Raw genomic sequence first — 15,531 nt, 5'->3', positions numbered from 1 at the left:
TCCCGCGACCGGGAAGGGGCCTTCGTGGTCACCAGCTGAAGTTCGGGTCGACGTGCATGCACGCCTCGTCGTCGGCCCCGTTGAGCGCCTGCGCCGACTCGGGCGTGGTGTCGTCCTCCTCGGGCGCCTCGTACCGCGTGCCCTCGCGCCAGTCCGCGCCCACCAGCAGCGTCACACCGGACACGTCGGTGGACCGCTCCACCGCGTCCGCGGGGATGCCGAGGACCGCGGCGACCCGGCGGGCGTCGCCCTCCAGGTCGGCGCTCGGGTAGCGCACCACCGTCCGCTCCTCGCTGAAGGCGCTCGTGGTGTCGGCGGCGGCCTGCACGAAGCCCTTGTCCTTCAGCACCCCCGCGACGGTGCCGGCCCGTCCCGAGGCGGGCGCGAGGGTGTCGGTGCGGGTGCCGTTGCGGACCTGCACGGCGATGGCGGCGTCGTCGGCGGCCGGATCGGCGGGCGGCTTCTCCACGGCCGGCTTCGGCTTGGCGTCCCTGCCGTCCAGGGCGATGTCCTCGCGCACCAGCCGGAACAGCTTCTCGGCGTCCTCGGTGGGCTCCACGCGGGCGCCCACGTACCGGTTGGGCATCGTGGTCATGGTGATGCGCGCCGGCTCCACCTTGCGCAGCTCGGTGCTCAGGTCGTAGAGCTTCTTCACCGTGTCGAGGCCGGGGTCGACGGTGAGCGCCCGGGTGGCCTCCTCGGCCAGCCGGCGCAGGTTGTTGGGGCTGCTCAGGGTGGCGTTCTCCCGCAGCCGGCGGGCCAGCGAGTTCATGTACATGTGCTGGGCCTTGGCGCGGGCGAGATCGCTGCCGTCCTCGAAGCCGTACCGGGTGCGCAGCCACTGCAGGGCCTGCTTGCCCTTGACCGGGTGGGTGCCCTTCGTCAGCTTCAGCCCGGAGCCGTGCCCCTGGCTGTCACGCGAGTGGATGTTGGCGTCGACGCACACCGGTACGCCGCCGACCGCGTCCGCCATGGCCACCACGCCCGCGAAGTCCACCATGACGAAGTGGTCGATGTGGATGCCGGTGAGCTCCTGCCAGGTGGCCACGGTGCAGCCGGGACCGCCGTGCCCGAGGCTCTCGTTGGCCATCCGGCGGCCCTCGCTCGCCGGGTACACCGTCCCGTCGTCCGGGTCGGTGCACTTGGGGATGTGCAGCAGGGTGTCGCGCGGCATGCTGATCACCGACATGTTGCTGCGGTCGGCGGACAGGTGCACCAGCATCTGCACGTCCGCGAGCGGCGTCGAGCCGAACGTCTCGCGGGCGCCGCCCAGTTTCTGGTTGGCCGCGGAGTCCCGGGCGTCACTGCCGATGAGCAGGATGTTCAGCGGGGTCTGTCCGGCCGCGTTGGGCGTCGGCTCCGCGACCTTGGCGTCGCCGAGGTTCAGCGGGTCCTTCCTGATGTTGTCGTTCAGCTGCCGGTAGTACAGGTAGCCCGCACCGCCGGCCGCGAGTATCAGCAGCGCGAGGACCGCGGCCGACCACTTCAGGACCCGGCGGCCGCGCCGCGGACGGGGGCCCGCGTCGTCGGCGGGCGGCGCGTCGTCGGTGGCCGGTTCCTGTCCCTCGTCACCGGCCGTCTCCCGCGTGACGTTCTGCGTCACTGCCCCCGTCCTTCCCACCCCTGGAAACACCTCGCTCCGACAAGCAGGCCCGCCCTGCGTCCTGTTAGACGCACGAAGGGCCCGTCAGTTGCCCCGGGAAATCCCTCGATTTCGCCAAGGCACGGCCGGCATCAGGCGTTCCCGCGGACCCCGCGGCCCGTTACCAGCGGTAGGGTGCGTAGACGTTCATGCAGGCGCCCTTCTCGGCCGCGCTGAGGGAGTCGACGTCGGCCGGCAGATCCCCCGCCTTCGGTGGTTCCTGCCGCGGATACGTGTCGCCCTCGCGCCAGTCCGCGCCGACCACCACGGTGACGCCCGCGACGTCGGCGGACCGGCGCACCGACGTCATAGGGATGCCCAGGGACTTGGCGACCCGCTGGGCGTCCCCCTGGAGACCGGCGCTCGGGTAGCGCACCACGGTCCGCTCCTCGGCCAGCGCGGCCGAGGTGTCCCGCACGGCCCGGGTGAAGCCCTTCGCGGCCAGCTCCTGCGCGATCACGCCCGCCCGGCCGGTGACCGGGCCCTCGGTCGCGGAGCGGGTGGCGTTGCTCACCAGCACCTCGATCCGGTCGTCCGGGGCGGAGGGGTCCGCGGTCCGCACCTGGCGGGACGCCTTCCCGCCGCCGTTCTGCGTGGTCCTGCCGCCCTTCTTGTCGAAGGACACGTCGTCGCGGAGCATGGCCCACATCCGCTCGGCGCTCTCCCCGGCCGGGAGCAGATGGTTGGCGTTCTGCGGGTCCGCGACGGTGGGCAGCGTGGTCATGGTGATGCGGTCCGGCGGCACCGTTCTGAGCTGCATCGCCAGGTCGTACAGCTTCTTCACCGAGCCGATCTCCTCGGAGACCCGCAGCGACTTGGTGGCCGCCTCGGCGAGGCCGGTGAGCCGGCCGGTGTCGGTGAAGACGTTCTGGCCGCGCAGCGTGCGGATCATCGAGTTCATGTACATGCGCTGCGCCCGGGTGCGCAGGATGTCGCTGCCCCAGGCGTGCCGGGTGCGCAGCCACTGCAGCGCCTCGACGCCCTCCACCTTGGTCGTCCCGGCCCGCAGCTTCAGCCCGGAGCCCCCGGGCACGCCGGGCAGCGGCCGGTCCCAGACGTTCTGGTTCACGCAGACGTCGACACCGCCGACGGCGTCGGCCATCCGCACCACGCCCGCGAAGTCGATGGTCATCCAGTGGTCGACGTAGACGCCGGTGAGGTTCTCCCACGTCGCGAGCGTGCAGCCCGGACCGCCGCGGGCGAGCGAGGTGTTGATGATGTCGTTGGTCGCCGGGTACGTCGCCCCGGTGTCCGGGTCGGTGCACTTGGGGATGTCGACCCGGGTGTCGCGCGGGATGCTCACCACGGCCGCGCTCCTGCGGTCGGCGGCGAGGTGGATCAGCATCTGCACGTCGCCCAGCGGCGGGTTGCCGCGGGTGTCCCGGCCACCGCCGAGCTCGACGTTGGCCTGGGAGGCGCGGCTGTCGGAGCCGATCAGCAGGATGTTCAGGGGCGTCTGCCCGGCCGCGTTGGGCTCGGAGCGCCGGGCCTTGGAGTCGCCGCTGCTGCGCTCGCCCTTGACCAGGTTGTCGTTGAGGTGGTCGTAGTACAGGTAACCGGCGCCGGCCGTGCCGAGTATCAGCACCGCCAGGGTCGTCGCCGACCAGCGCAGGACCCGCCGGCCCCGGCCGCCGCGCGGCCTGCCCTGGCCTCTTCCCGGGGCGTCGCCGTCCTCCGGGGCGTGCCGCCCTTCGGAACGGCCCCCGTCCGGCGGGCCGGACCGGCGCGGGGCACCGTCCGGCCGTGCCCCCTCCTCGTGCACATCGCTTCGCGTCATCGTGAGGTCTCCCCACCCCTGGACATGGAACGGGCCCGTCCGCGCCCTCTAGGACGCGAAACGGGCCCGTCAGGTGCCTACTCGGCGCACACGACCTTGTCGGCCGTGGACTTCTTGGCGCTGTCGGGCACCTTGGCCGTGGGCGCGCTGACCTTGACGCCCGCCCCCTTGAAGTCCTTGCCGAGGGTCAGCGTCATCGCGGGCAGTCCCTGGGCGTTGGTGACGCTCTCGCCCGGCTTCATCGCCGACCCGGACAGGCCCATGATGTCGGCCAGCCGACGCGCCTGGTCCGCCTGGCCGGGCGCGTACTCGAGGGTGGTCTTCGCCAGCTCCGCGGGCGCGTTGCCCGCGTTCTCCGACTTGCCGACGCCCTGCTCGACCTGGAGCCAGCTCAGGGTCGACTGGGCGCTTCCGGAGGGCGCGCCGCCGTTGAGGATGCGCACCCGCACCTCGGACGCCGGGGCCTTCTCGCCCTTGAGGCGGGCGGCGACGGCGGCCTTCTCCTTCTTCTTCTGCTGCTTGACCTCGGTGAACGACACGTCGTTGCGGATCATGTCGAAGACCTGCGGCGCCTCCGCCTCGTTGAGGACGACGGTCGCCTTCACCTTCTCCGCCGGGTTGTCGATCACCGGGATCGTGGCGAAGGTCAGGTTCTTGACATTGAGCTTGCCCAGCTCCATGCCGAGGTCCTTGAGCTTGTTGATGCTGTCCAGCTGGGAGTCGACGGTGAGCGCCTCGGTGCCCGCCTCGGCCAGCTTGAGCATCTTCGACGGGCTGGTGAGCGTGTCGTTCGACTTCAGCTCGCGCATCAGCGCGCTGAGGAACTGCTGCTGAAGCTCGATGCGGCTCAGGTCGCCGCCCAGACCCACCGAGTGCCGGGTGCGGACGAACGCCAGCGCCTGCTCGCCCTCGATCCTGTGCGTGCCCTTGGGCAGCTTCAGGTGCGAGTCGGGGTCGTCGATGTCCTTGCCCAGGCACACCTCGACGCCGCCGACCGCCGTGGTCAGTGTCTTGACCGCGTTGAAGTCCGCCACCATGAAGTTGTCCGGCTTGATACCGGTCAGCTCGGTCACGGTCCGCATGGTGCAGCTGGGCGTACGGCCGCCCTGGCCGAGGCTGGTGTTGAAGCGGACGCCGGTGGAGCCGGGGATGACCTTCTGACTGCCGTCCTCCTGCTCGGTCGGGCAGTCCGGGACGTCGACTATCAGGTCGCGCGGGATGCTCAGCGCGGTCGCGTTGGAGCGGTCCTTGGACACGTGCAGCAGGATCGTGGTGTCGGCGTGACCCTCGCTGCCCTTGTCGCCGTAGCCCTCGTTGCCCGCGCCGGTGCGCTTGTCGGTACCGATCAGCAGGATGTTGATGGCCTGGTCCTTCTTGAAGCCACCGGTGCTCGCGCCGTCGTCCGACACGGACGTGATGTTGTCGTTCAGGTGCTCCAGGTACAGGTAACCGGCCACGCCCGTGCCGAGCACGAGGAACGCCAGGGTGCCGCTGCCCCAGAGCAGGGCCTTCTTCGCCTTCTTGTTCTTCTTCGCCGGGCGGCGACCGCGGCGGCCGGGCGGCGGCTCCTCCGGCGCACCCCGGCGCCGGCGCTGCGGCGGCACGTCCCGCCCGGGCGTCTCACGCTCGGGCGAGGGCCGGCCCGGGCGCTCGGGCGCCCGCTCGGGCGTCGACGAACGTGGCCGCGCGTTTCCCGCACCGGGGGGCCGTGGCCCACGCGGAGAGGGAATGGGCGACTGCGGTGCGGAAGGGCCCAGTCGCAGTTCGTATTCGCCGGTGCTCGGATTGAGTACCCACTGGTCTGCGGGATCGATGTTCTCTCCCCGCCCACGGCCTTGCGCGTCCACGGTCGCTCGAATCCTCCGTCGGGGCCACGCGGCGCCTTTCCCCTCCCAGGCGCTCGGGTCTCGGTCACACAGTGCGGGATCTCAGGACGGACCTGAAGGAACGGACGCACCGGAGGGCTCACACTAACGGGCCCGATCGGCCCCGGGCGACGTCGGTGACGAATTCCACGCCCTCACAAGGGGCATTCCACCCATTTCCGTGGACAGGAGTTCGGAGTCTGTGAGTTCCCTTTGGGTTTCTTTTACGCGCAGCTGTCCTCGGCGGCCGTGTTCCCGGAGAACGTCGGTGCCGGGGAACTGCTCTGCGGCGGCGCCCCCGTTTCCTTTTGCGTGGCCTTTTGCTCACCGTGCGTATTCACGCTCACGGGTTCGTCCTTACGCAGCCGCTCGAACAGTTCCCCGGCGGCGGGCTGGGCGAGCTGGTCCCGATTGACGTCCCCGGCATACGACTCCCGCGGCACGGTGAGGAATTGCACCCCTTCCGTGGGGATGTCGCGCACCCCTCGTACGAGTTCGTACAAGCCGCGCAAGCTGGCCAGCCCGGGGTCCGTGGTCAGCGACGAGGTGGCCGCGTCCAGCAGGGGGTACAGCTTCACCGGATTCAGCAGGACGCCGTTGCTGCGGACCTTGTTCACCAGCGCGCCGAGGAACCGCTGCTGGCGCTCGATGCGGCCGGTGTCGCTGCCGTCCCCGAGCGTCTTGCGGGCGCGCACGTAGCCGAGCGCCTGTTCCCCGTCGAGGGTCACCCGCCCCGCCGGGAGGCGCAGATCGGCGTCCTTGTCGTCTATGGGCTCGCGCAGGCACACCTCGACGCCGTCCACGGCGTCGACCATGTCCTTGAAGCCCTCGAAGTCGACGACGACGTGGTGGTCCACGCGGATGTCGGTGAGCTTCTCGACGGTGCGGACGGTGCAGGCCGAGCCGCCCACCTCGAAAGCGGCGTTGAACTGCGCGAACATCGGCGCCGAACGCGAACCGTCGGGGCGGCGGCAGTCGGGCACGTCCACCATCAGGTCCCGCGGTATCGACACCGCGGTGGCGCTCTGCCGGCCCGCCGACAGGTGCAGCAGGATCACCGTGTCCGAGCGCTCGGTCCCCGGGTCGTGGCCGTAGCGGCCGTTCTCCGCGCCCGCGCGCGAGTCCGAGCCGATCAGCAGGAGGTTCAGGGCGTCCTTCACCAGCGCGGTGGGCCGGTCCTTCTCGTACCGGGCGAGCTCGGCCGCCGCCGCCTCGTCCGGGGTGATGTTCCCCTCCAGCTTCATGTACACCGCCCACCCGGCGGCCGCGGCGCCCACCAGCGCGAGGGAGACGGCGATGCCGGTGCCCCACACCCAGCGCCGCCGGCGCCGGCGGGCCACACCGCGCCCGCTCGGCGAGGAGCCGGTGCCGGAGCCCCGGCCGGGGGTGCGCCCCGGCGGTTCCTGTCCCTCGGGGGAGGTGCCTGCGGTGTCGCTCATGCCGGGTCACCCCTCCCTGCGTGCGACGTACGGGCCGGGACGGCGCACGGGTGCGTGCTGCGTGCCGCTTCTTACGACGATGACGCGAACGGGGGAGGGGCGAAGGGTGATGCTGAGCCGAACGGGTGAGGCGGAGTGGGTGGCGGCGGGCCGGACCTGGTCGGGGGGCCGGTCCGTGGCGGGCGGCGGGGCCGGATCTGGTGGGAGGCGGTCCGGTCCGTGGTGGCGGCGGGGCCGGGCCTGGTTGGACGGGGTCCGGTCCGTGGCGGGGAGGTGGGCGGGGCCCGGCTCTGGTCGGAGGGGGGCCGGGCGTGGTCGGGTGGGCCGTAGGGCCGTGGCGGCGGGGCCGGATCTGGTCGGACGGGGTCCGGTCCGTGGTGGCGGCGGGGCCGGGCCTGGTTGGACGGGGTCCGGTCCGTGGCCGGTCGGTGGGCGGGCACCGATCTGACTGGAGGAGGGCCGGGTCGGGTGGGACCAGGGCCGTGGTGGCGGGGCCGGATCTGGTGGGAGGCGGTCCGGTCCGTGGTGGCGGCGGGGCCGGGCCTGGTCGGGCAGTGCCCGGTGCGTGGTGGGGTGGCGGGCCCGGTCCGGGGGCGAGGAGCGGTCCGTGTCGGGCGGGTCCGGTCCGTGGTGGGGCCGCGGGGCCGGACCCGGTCGGACGGGGCCCGGCCCGGGGCGGGCGGGTCAGCGGAAGAGGGCGGTGACCCGTTCGCTCTCCACCCTCTTGTCCAGGGCGTCGGCGCCGAGCCGGTCCAGGTTCCGGCACAGCACGACCGAGCCGCCGGTCGCCAGCGGTGCGTACAGCCCGGCGTTCAGCCCTTCCCACGTGTCGTACGGCAGCCCCGACAGGATGCGCGAGGCGGGGCCGGTCAGGCCGAGCTCCGGCGCCTCTGCCCGGGCCCGCTCCACGACCTCCGCCCCGGTGAACTCCCGGCCCGCCACGATCAGCGCCGGCTCCTCCGGGTCGACGGGCGCGTACGGCACGAACCGGTCGCCCTGGCCCGGCACCTCCACGGCGTAGTCGGCGAACCCCGTCGGCGGCTGCGGGAAGCGCCCGCCGAGCGGCCGCAGCGCCAGCGCGATCCGGGGGCCGGAGCAGGCGCGGGCGGCCTCCAGCGTCTCCGGCTCCGGGCCGCTCACCACCACGTCCGCGGCGGACGGATCGCCCGCGACGTCCGCGACCACGCCCACCGACGCGCACGCCAGCAGCCACACCGCGGTCTGCCAGTGAGCCGGCAGCAGGAGGGTCACCCGGTCGCCGGGTTCGACGGACAGTTCGTCCTGGAGCAGGTTCGCGGTCTTGGCCACCCAATTGGCGAAGGTGGCCACGGACAATTCGACCCGCTCGCCCGTGGCGTCGTCGTAGAAGGTCACCAGGGGGCGTCCCGGGTCCGCGGCGAGCGCGGAACTCAGCAGGTCGGCAGGGGTGCGGTCGGTGGCGTTCACCCGCGCAAGGGTACGCGGCCCCGGCCGCGCGCATCCTCCGCGCGGGCCAGGCGCGGGGCACCGGTTCGGGGGAACGGCAGCCGACAGCCCGTCACATGCCCGATGGACAGATTTGTCTGACTATGTCCAAGCTCAGGGGCATGCGTGGAATTCTTGCTTCCTCAATCGGCGTCACCTGCGCCGCGGCCCTCGCCCTCCCGCTCACCCCGCCTGCCGTCGCGTCGGCCGAGAGACCGGCGCCGACAACGGACGCGGCCACGCGGGCGGCGGTGAACTCCGGTACTCCCGGCGTCCCCGAGGCCCCCGGCAGCACCCAGTCGCTGCCCCTGGGGCCCCTCACCCACGACCGCGCCTCCGGCGCCGTGCTCGGCCTGGCGCCGCGGGCCGTACGGAACTTCTCCCTCCTCGGTGTCGTCTGGGACGACCCCTCCGCCGCCCTGCACGGCCGGGTGCAGGTCCGCACCCGTGCGGTGTCCACCGGGGAGTGGTCCGACTGGCAGGACGTCGAGACCCACTACACCGAGCACGGGGCGGACCCGGACTCCGCCGAGGCCGCCTCCGGACGGGTACGGGGCGCCACGGCACCGCTGTGGGTGGGCGAGTCGAACGGCGTCGAGGTGCGGGTGCGGCCGGAGGCCGGTGAGACGGATGCCGGTGAGCCGGCGGGTGGTGCACCGGAGCCGGACGCGGAGGCGGGTGACGTGGACCCGGTCGACGTGGACCCGGTCGACATGGGTTCAGGTGACGTGGGGTCAGGCGCGGTCGAGGCGGATGAGGCCGTGGCCGGTGGCGGCGGGGTTCCCGCGCTGCCCGCGGGGATGCGGCTCGACCTCGTCGACCCGGGGGACGCGGAGCCGGCCGAGGCCGTTTCTTCCGGCAGCGGCGCGGAGGCCCCCCGTACCGGCGTCATGACCGCCGCGGCGAAGGCCGCCTCCGCCGCCAACTCCGACATCGCGCCGCTCGGCGCCACCGAGATCCCGATGCTGACCGCCGAGGAGACCCGGCAGGAGCTCGTCACCCTGCGCGGCTCCGAACTGACCGTGCAGCAGCAGGCCGACGCGCACATCGGGCCCCGCCCCTCCATCGTCACCCGGCGCGGCTGGGGAGCCGACGAGAGCCTGCGCGAGAAGAACTTCTCGTACACGACCAAGGTCAAGGCGGCCTTCGTGCACCACACCGCGTCCGGCAACGGCTACTCCTGCTCGCAGGCGCCGTCCCTGATCCGCGGCTTCTACCGCTACCACACCAAGAGCCTGGGCTGGCGGGACATCGGCTACAACTTCCTCGTCGACAAGTGCGGCCGGATCTACGAGGGCCGGGCCGGAGGCGTGGCGAAGGCCGTCAAGGGCGCCCACACCCTCGGCTTCAACTCCAAGACCACCGGCATCGCCGTCATCGGCTCCTACGGCTCCAAGAAGCCGTCGTCCAAGGCGGTGAAGGCCGTCGCCCGGCTCACCGCCTGGAAGCTCGGGCTGTACGGCATGAATCCGAAGGCCAAGACCACCCTGACGTCCGGCGGTGGAAACCTGTACGCGAAGGGCAAGAAGGTGAAGATGAAGGTGATCTCCGGTCACCGGGACGGGTTCAACACCTCCTGCCCCGGGGGGAAGCTGTACAAAAAGCTGAGCAGCGTGCGCTCCAAGGCGGCCGGGTACCAGGGCCGCTGAGGCGGGCCGGCCGCTCCTCTCCTGCCGGGGACGGTCTGCATACACTGGCCGGCCGAAAGACAGTTCGGCCGGTCCCGGCAGGAAGCAGAGACGACAGGTGACAGAAGCGATCCTCCTGGTCGGCGGCAAGGGCACGCGGCTGCGCCCGCTCACGGTGCACACGCCCAAGCCCATGGTCCCGGCCGCCGGGGTGCCGTTCCTCACGCACCAGCTCGCGCGGGCCCGCGCGGCGGGCGTGGAGCACATCGTGCTCGCCACGTCCTACCTGGCCGAGGTCTTCGAGCCGCACTTCGGCGACGGGTCGGCGCTGGGGCTGCACATCGAGTACGTCACGGAGGAGGAGCCGCTCGGGACGGGCGGCGCCATCCGCAACGTCGCCTCGCGGCTGCACTCGGGGCCGGACGAGCCGGTGCTGGTGTTCAACGGGGACATCCTCACGGGGCTGGACATCCGGGCGCTGGTGCGGACGCACGAGACGTCGGGGGCCGATGTCTCGCTGCACCTGACGCAGGTGACCGACCCGCGCGCGTACGGGCTGGTGCCGACCGACGGGACCGGGAGGGTGCTGGCCTTCCTGGAGAAGCCGCAGACGCCGGAGGAGATCGTCACCGACCAGATCAACGCGGGGGCGTACGTGTTCCGGCGGTCGGTCATCGACACGATCCCGGCGGGGCGGGTGGTGTCGGTGGAGCGGGAGACGTTCCCGGGCCTGCTGGCGGCGGGGGCGCATCTGCAGGGGATGGTCGACTCCACGTACTGGCTGGACCTGGGCACCCCGGCGGCGTTCGTGCGGGGGTCGGCGGACCTGGTGCTCGGGCGGGCGCCGTCGCCGGCGGTGCCCGGACGGTGCGGTGACCGGCTGGTGCTGCCGACGGCGACGGTCGCGCCGGACGCGAAGCTCGCGGGCGGGACAGTGGTGGGCGAGGGGGCGTTCGTGGCGGAGGGCGCGCGGGTGTACGGCTCCACGATCCTGCCCGGTGCGGTGATCGAGCCGGGCGCCGTCGTCACGGACTCGCTGATCGGGACGCGGGCGCGGGTGGGGGAGCGGTCGGTGCTCACCGGGACGGTGATAGGCGACGGCGCGGTGATCGGTGCGCGCAACGAGCTGCGGGAGGGCGTGCGGGTGTGGTGCGACGCGAGGATCCCCGCGGGGGCGGTCCGCTTCTCCTCCGACCAGTAGCCCCGGGGGCTGGCGCGGCGCCCACGGTGGGTGGGTGGTGCAGGGTGTGGACGCGCCGGCCGCTGCGGGCGCCCACCCCCATCCCGTCCCCTCCCGTCGTACGCGGCTGCACCGCCGCCCACCGCGGGCAGTCGTGCCGCCTGGGGCGGCACGGGTGGGCGCCGGCGGCACCCCGTTTGCGCCGGGCCGCGCGAACGCCCCCCGGCCCACGATCACGCCGGGTGAGAGGGAGGGAACGGGTGCGCAGCACACGTCGGGTGCCGCAGCCCACGGTGCGCACACAGCGGACGTACGCCCCCTTCCGTACGGGGCTCCACACCCCCTCGGTCAGAAGCGGGCGATGTCACCGTGCGGCATACGGGGCGCCCGCCGCGGAGGCGTCCTCCCGCTCAGCAGGATCAACCGCGCGGCCCGATGCCGCTGCCCCGCATAAGGCTCCAGCAAGGACAACATCATGGAGTCGTCCGCATCCCGGTCCCCCGCCAGAGCCCATCCCACGATCCCCGGCAGATGCAGGTCCCCCGTCGTCACCGAGTCCGCCGCCCCATGACTGCGCTGCACCGTCTCCGCCGACGTCCACGGCCCGATCCCCGACACCAGTTCCAGCCGCGCCCGCGCCTCCTCCGCGGGCATCCGCGCCGCCTCCTCCAGCCGCGCGGCGACCCGCACCGCGCGCAGCACCGTGGACGCCCGCTTGTCGTCGACCCCGGCGCGGTGCCACTCCCAGGAGGGGATCAGCGCCCAGGTGCGCGGCGCCGGCATCACCGCCATCCGCTCAGGGGCGGGCCCAGGCGCCGGCACGCCGAACTTACGCACCAGCAGCCGCCACGCCCGGTACGCGTCCCCGGTGGTGACCTTCTGCTCCAGGATCGACGGGATCAGCGACTCCAGCACCAGCCCGGTGCGCAGCAGCCGCAGTCCCGGACGCCGGTGCCGGGTGTGCGCCAGCAGTCTGTGCCGGGGGACGAAGGCGGCCGGGTCGTCGGCGGCCCCGAGCAGCTCCGGCAGCTGCTCCAGGAGCCAGTCCGCGCCGGGCCCCCACGCCTCGCCCCGGATGCCCTCGCCCCGCTGCGTCACCCGGAGAGTCCCCGGGCCCACCGGCGTCAGGCTGGTCCGCCACGCCGCTCCGTCCGGGGTCGTCCGGAACGTCGGGTCGCCGGTGCCGCGCCGCAGCGGTCCGAGCACCAGGCCCAGGTCGAGGGGGCCGTCAGGCACCCAGGTCCGCACCCGCGGGGAGGCCGGTGCCTGGCGCGGGACCCGCGCGGGCACGACGACATGGCCGCCGCGCACGGTGGTCCGCGTCGGGCGGGGAGCGAAGTGTCCGGCCACGAGTCATCCCTGGGGTGAGAGCGAAGGGCACCTACGAGGGTAGGCGCCCGCGCGCCGGGCTCACCGCACCTCGATGAAGCGTCCCGCGTCCCGCTCGGGCCGCGGGCGGGGATCCTCGGCCGGGTGGCCCACCGCCACCGCGCCCATCGGGTCCCAGCCGGCGGGCAGGTCCAGGACCTCCCGGACCACGTCACGGCAGAACATCGTCGACGACACCCAGGCCGACCCCAGCCGCTCGCCCGCGAGGGCCACCAGGAAGTTCTGCACGCCCGCGCCCGTGGCGACGACGAACATCTCCCGCTCCGCGCCGTCCCGGCGGGCGTCGCCGTAGTGGTGCGAACCGTCCATGACCAGGCAGGGCACGACCAGGTACGGCGCGTTGCGCAGGACGTCACCGCGGCGGATCCGCTTGGCGACGGACTCCTCCGTCTTGCCGTCGCGGCGCAGGTCGGCGATCCACGCGTCACGCATGGCGTCGAGCAGCCGGGTGCGGGACCCGGGAGACTCGAGGAGGACGAAGCGCCATGGCGTGGTGTGGTGCGGCGCGGGGGCGGTGACGGCGGCGGCCACGGCACGGCGTACCGCCGCGGGGTCGACCGGCTCGTCCGTGAAGGCCCGCACCGTACGGCGCTGGGTGACCGCCTGGCGGACCGCCTCGGAGGTGCCCAGGCGGAACATGTCGTCGCGCGCGCCGCGGACCAGCGCGCGAGCGCCCTCGCTGTCGTCGGAGGCCACCGTGTGCGGCAGGCCGCGGACCACGGCCACCGGGAGGCCGGCCGTCTTGCCCTTGACCAGGTCGCCCGCCGCGGCGAGCTCGTCGGCGGTGGCGACGACCGTGGCGGCGAGCGGGTTGCCGTGCGCGTCGGTCCCGCCGCGCAGGTCGTCCAGGACGCGGACGCCCGCGGCGCCGATCGCCACGTCGGTCAGTCCGGCGCGCCAGGGGCGGCCGGAGGTGTCGGTGACCAGCACGCCGACCTCGACGCCGAGCGCGTCGCGCAGGCCCCCGCGGATCGTGCGCGCGGAGGCGTCCGGGTCCTCGGGCAGCAGGAGGACCGTGCCGGGAGGTGTGTTGGAGGCGTCGACCCCGGCCGCGGCCATGACCAGGCCCTGCCGGTTCTCCACGATCCGCAGAGGGCCTCGGCGGGCCACCACGCGCACCGTCTCCGCGTCGATCGCGGCCTCCCGGTCGGTGGCCTCGACGATCCGGCCCTCGGCCTTGGAGACGATCTTCGAGGTGACCAGCACGACGTCGCCGTCCGCGAGGTCGGGTGCGGCGGCCGCGATCAGCTTGGCCAGGTCGTCGCCGGGCCGGACCTCGGGCAGGCCGGGCACCGCCCAGACCCGGTAGCCGCCGGGGGTCGGATTCGCCTCGCTCATGCCGTCCGGACCTCCTCGGCCAGGGCCAGCGCCTCCCGGGCCATCCCGGCGGCGGCGTCCACGTCGGTCATCATCAGCGGTACGGCCCGGCAGCGGATGCCCGCCGCCTCGACCCGCTCCACCCAGGCCACGTCGACGGTGTCGACCAGCCAGCCGTCCAGCAGCCCGGAGCCGTAGTGCTCGGCGACGGCGGCGGCCGTGGACTCCACGCCGACGGCGGCGAGCACCTTGTCGGCCATGCCGCGCACGGGCGCGTCCCCGACGATCGGCGACAGGCCGACGACCGGCACGCCCGCGTCGGCGATGGCCTCGCGGATGCCGGGCACGGCGAGGATGGTGCCGACCGACACCACGGGGTTGGACGGCGGGAAGAGGACGACGTCGGCCTCGGCGATCGCCTCCAGGACGCCCGGGGCGGGCTTGGACTGCTCCGCGCCGACCGGCACGACCGCCTCCGCGGGCACCGAGGCGCGCAGCCGCACCCAGTACTCCTGGAAGTGGACCGCCTTGCGCTCGCCGTCGAGCTCGACCGCCACGTGCGTCTCCACACGGTCGTCGGTCATCGGGATGAGGCGCACGCCGGGCTGCCACCGGTCGCACAGCGCCTCGGTCACCGCGCTGAGCGGGAAGCCGGCGCCGAGCATCTGCGTGCGCACGATGTGCGTGGCGAAGTCGCGGTCGCCCAGCCCGAACCACTCCGGGCCCACGCCGTACGCCGCGAGTTCCTCCTTGAGGTGGAAGGTCTCGTCGCTCCGCCCCCAGCCCTGCTCCTCGTTGATACCGCCGCCGAGCGTGTACATCACCGTGTCGAGGTCCGGGCAGACCTTCAGCCCGAAGAGGTGGATGTCGTCCCCGGTGTTGCCGATGACCGTGATGTCCGCGTCCGGCACGGCCCGCTTCAGACCACGCAGGAAACGGGCACCGCCGATGCCGCCTGCCAGAACCACAATGCGCATGGGGCCATCCTCGCAGGCCGCTACGACATCGCGTCAGCCAGTCACCGGACCGGCGCCGGACGCGCCTCGCAGTGCGGGGCGGCGGGGGAGGCCGTGGCCGGACGGAGCCGGGAGGCGGGGTGCATCGGCATCTCGGTCAGGCCCGGGTAGTAGATGTGCAGGCTGACCGCGGGTTCGAGGGCGTCGTTGACGACGTCGTGGGCGTAGCCAGGGGCGCACACCTGGAAGGTCCCGGCGGTCAGCACGCGCGTGCCGCGGTCGGTGTGCTCGGTCAGGGTGCCGTCCAGGACGGTGAACACACCGGAGGAGCGGCCGTGGTCGTGCGGACCGCTGCCCTGGCCGGGCACCCAGGACAGCAACCACACCTCGTAACCGGGGCCGGTACGCAGCCGGTGGTACCAGCGGGTGGTGGCGTCGTACCGCACGAGGTGCTCCCACTGGGCGCGGTCGGCGGCGACGGCGCGGGCCAGTCCGGCGAACTCGGCCACGGTGGCCGGGTGTTCACGCGGCGGCTGGAGCAGGTGCGGGACTTCGAGGATGTCACCGGCGATCTGGAGGTCGCTGTCGCTGTTCATGGGATGCGGGGTCCTCGGCGCAGATAAGGAGAGGGCGGTGGGGGTGTCACGCCGCGTCGGGCCCGGATCGCGGGCGGCGGCAGGGTGCCCCGGTGGGAGCGGGTGGAGACAGCGGCCGCGTCGTGGCGATGTGATGCGGCGGGGCGGGAGCGGTGGGCTCAACAGCCGGTGCGGCGACAGCTACAGCGAGTGCGGGCAGCACCGAGGAACCCGGCGGAGCGGGTCGAGGTGAGTGCCGGATTCGCGAGCATGCCCACAAGGACAGCCGTTCACTCCAC

General features: G+C 73.3%; 11 protein-coding genes. 2 read left to right on the top strand and 9 right to left on the bottom strand.

The genetic code is table 11. The features are described from left to right. Nucleotides 1–28 precede the first annotated feature (28 nt). The 5 genes from F3L20_RS28490 to F3L20_RS28470 all read right to left on the bottom strand — a co-directional run bounded on the left by F3L20_RS28490 (nucleotide 29) and on the right by F3L20_RS28470 (nucleotide 8,169). Complete coding sequence (locus tag F3L20_RS28490; protein ID WP_150156733.1) at nucleotides 29–1,603, bottom strand: LCP family protein; 1,575 nt, start codon at nucleotides 1,601–1,603, stop codon at nucleotides 29–31. 160 nt (nucleotides 1,604–1,763) lie between these two features. Next, complete coding sequence (locus F3L20_RS28485; RefSeq protein ID WP_150156732.1) at nucleotides 1,764–3,419, bottom strand: LCP family protein; 1,656 nt, start codon at nucleotides 3,417–3,419, stop codon at nucleotides 1,764–1,766. 77 nt (nucleotides 3,420–3,496) lie between these two features. After that, nucleotides 3,497–5,266: an LCP family protein gene (locus F3L20_RS28480; RefSeq protein WP_150156731.1), complete on the bottom strand. Its 1,770-nt coding sequence runs from the start codon at nucleotides 5,264–5,266 to the stop codon at nucleotides 3,497–3,499. Between the two features lie 242 nt (nucleotides 5,267–5,508). After that, nucleotides 5,509–6,723 (bottom strand): LCP family protein, encoded by a 1,215-nt coding sequence (locus F3L20_RS28475; RefSeq protein WP_150156730.1) that lies wholly within the window; start codon nucleotides 6,721–6,723, stop codon nucleotides 5,509–5,511. 684 nt (nucleotides 6,724–7,407) lie between these two features. Then, nucleotides 7,408–8,169, bottom strand: a complete 762-nt coding sequence (locus F3L20_RS28470) for a TIGR03089 family protein (protein ID WP_150156729.1) — start codon at nucleotides 8,167–8,169, stop codon at nucleotides 7,408–7,410. Nucleotides 8,170–8,309: 140 nt separating this feature from the next. Here F3L20_RS28470 and F3L20_RS28465 point away from each other — a divergent pair, with 140 nt between their 5' ends. Both F3L20_RS28465 and F3L20_RS28460 read left to right on the top strand, forming a co-directional pair. Beyond that, nucleotides 8,310–9,836: an N-acetylmuramoyl-L-alanine amidase gene (locus F3L20_RS28465; RefSeq protein WP_150156728.1), complete on the top strand. Its 1,527-nt coding sequence runs from the start codon at nucleotides 8,310–8,312 to the stop codon at nucleotides 9,834–9,836. A gap of 97 nt (nucleotides 9,837–9,933) precedes the next feature. Continuing rightward, nucleotides 9,934–11,016, top strand: coding sequence for a nucleotidyltransferase family protein (locus F3L20_RS28460; protein WP_145826995.1), 1,083 nt, complete (start codon nucleotides 9,934–9,936; stop codon nucleotides 11,014–11,016). A 327-nt stretch (nucleotides 11,017–11,343) separates the two neighbouring features. Here the strand turns inward: F3L20_RS28460 and F3L20_RS28455 are convergent, their stop codons facing one another. The 4 genes from F3L20_RS28455 to F3L20_RS28440 are packed head-to-tail and all read right to left on the bottom strand — an operon-like array spanning nucleotide 11,344 to nucleotide 15,253. Further along, nucleotides 11,344–12,345: a DNA-3-methyladenine glycosylase family protein gene (locus F3L20_RS28455; RefSeq protein WP_150156727.1), complete on the bottom strand. Its 1,002-nt coding sequence runs from the start codon at nucleotides 12,343–12,345 to the stop codon at nucleotides 11,344–11,346. Between the two features lie 60 nt (nucleotides 12,346–12,405). Then, entirely contained in the window at nucleotides 12,406–13,722 is a 1,317-nt protein-coding gene (locus tag F3L20_RS28450; RefSeq protein ID WP_150156726.1) for a coenzyme F420-0:L-glutamate ligase, read from the bottom strand. Next, nucleotides 13,719–14,678 (bottom strand): 2-phospho-L-lactate transferase, encoded by a 960-nt coding sequence (gene cofD, locus F3L20_RS28445; RefSeq protein WP_145826998.1) that lies wholly within the window; start codon nucleotides 14,676–14,678, stop codon nucleotides 13,719–13,721. Before cofD ends, F3L20_RS28450 begins: the two co-directional genes overlap by 4 nt. Nucleotides 14,679–14,719: 41 nt before the next feature. After that, entirely contained in the window at nucleotides 14,720–15,253 is a 534-nt protein-coding gene (locus F3L20_RS28440) for a cysteine dioxygenase (protein WP_150156725.1), read from the bottom strand. Nucleotides 15,254–15,531 lie beyond the last annotated feature (278 nt).

This window comes from Streptomyces tendae (assembly GCF_008632955.1).
Lineage (GTDB): Bacteria > Actinomycetota > Actinomycetes > Streptomycetales > Streptomycetaceae > Streptomyces.
The sequence above is the reverse complement of the archived record's forward strand: the minus strand, read 5'-3'. Positions and strand labels throughout refer to the sequence as shown.

Bases quoted from the DNA above. Each gene is read 5' to 3' on its own strand.
- F3L20_RS28485 (WP_150156732.1), bottom strand. From the start codon at position 3,419: ATGACGCGAAGCGATGTGCACGAGGAGGGGGCACGGCCGGACGGTGCC.
- F3L20_RS28475 (WP_150156730.1), bottom strand. From the start codon at position 6,723: ATGAGCGACACCGCAGGCACCTCCCCCGAGGGACAGGAACCGCCGGGG.
- F3L20_RS28465 (WP_150156728.1), top strand. From the start codon at position 8,310: ATGCGTGGAATTCTTGCTTCCTCAATCGGCGTCACCTGCGCCGCGGCC.
- F3L20_RS28450 (WP_150156726.1), bottom strand. From the start codon at position 13,722: ATGAGCGAGGCGAATCCGACCCCCGGCGGCTACCGGGTCTGGGCGGTG.
- cofD (WP_145826998.1), bottom strand. From the start codon at position 14,678: ATGCGCATTGTGGTTCTGGCAGGCGGCATCGGCGGTGCCCGTTTCCTG.
- F3L20_RS28440 (WP_150156725.1), bottom strand. From the start codon at position 15,253: ATGAACAGCGACAGCGACCTCCAGATCGCCGGTGACATCCTCGAAGTC.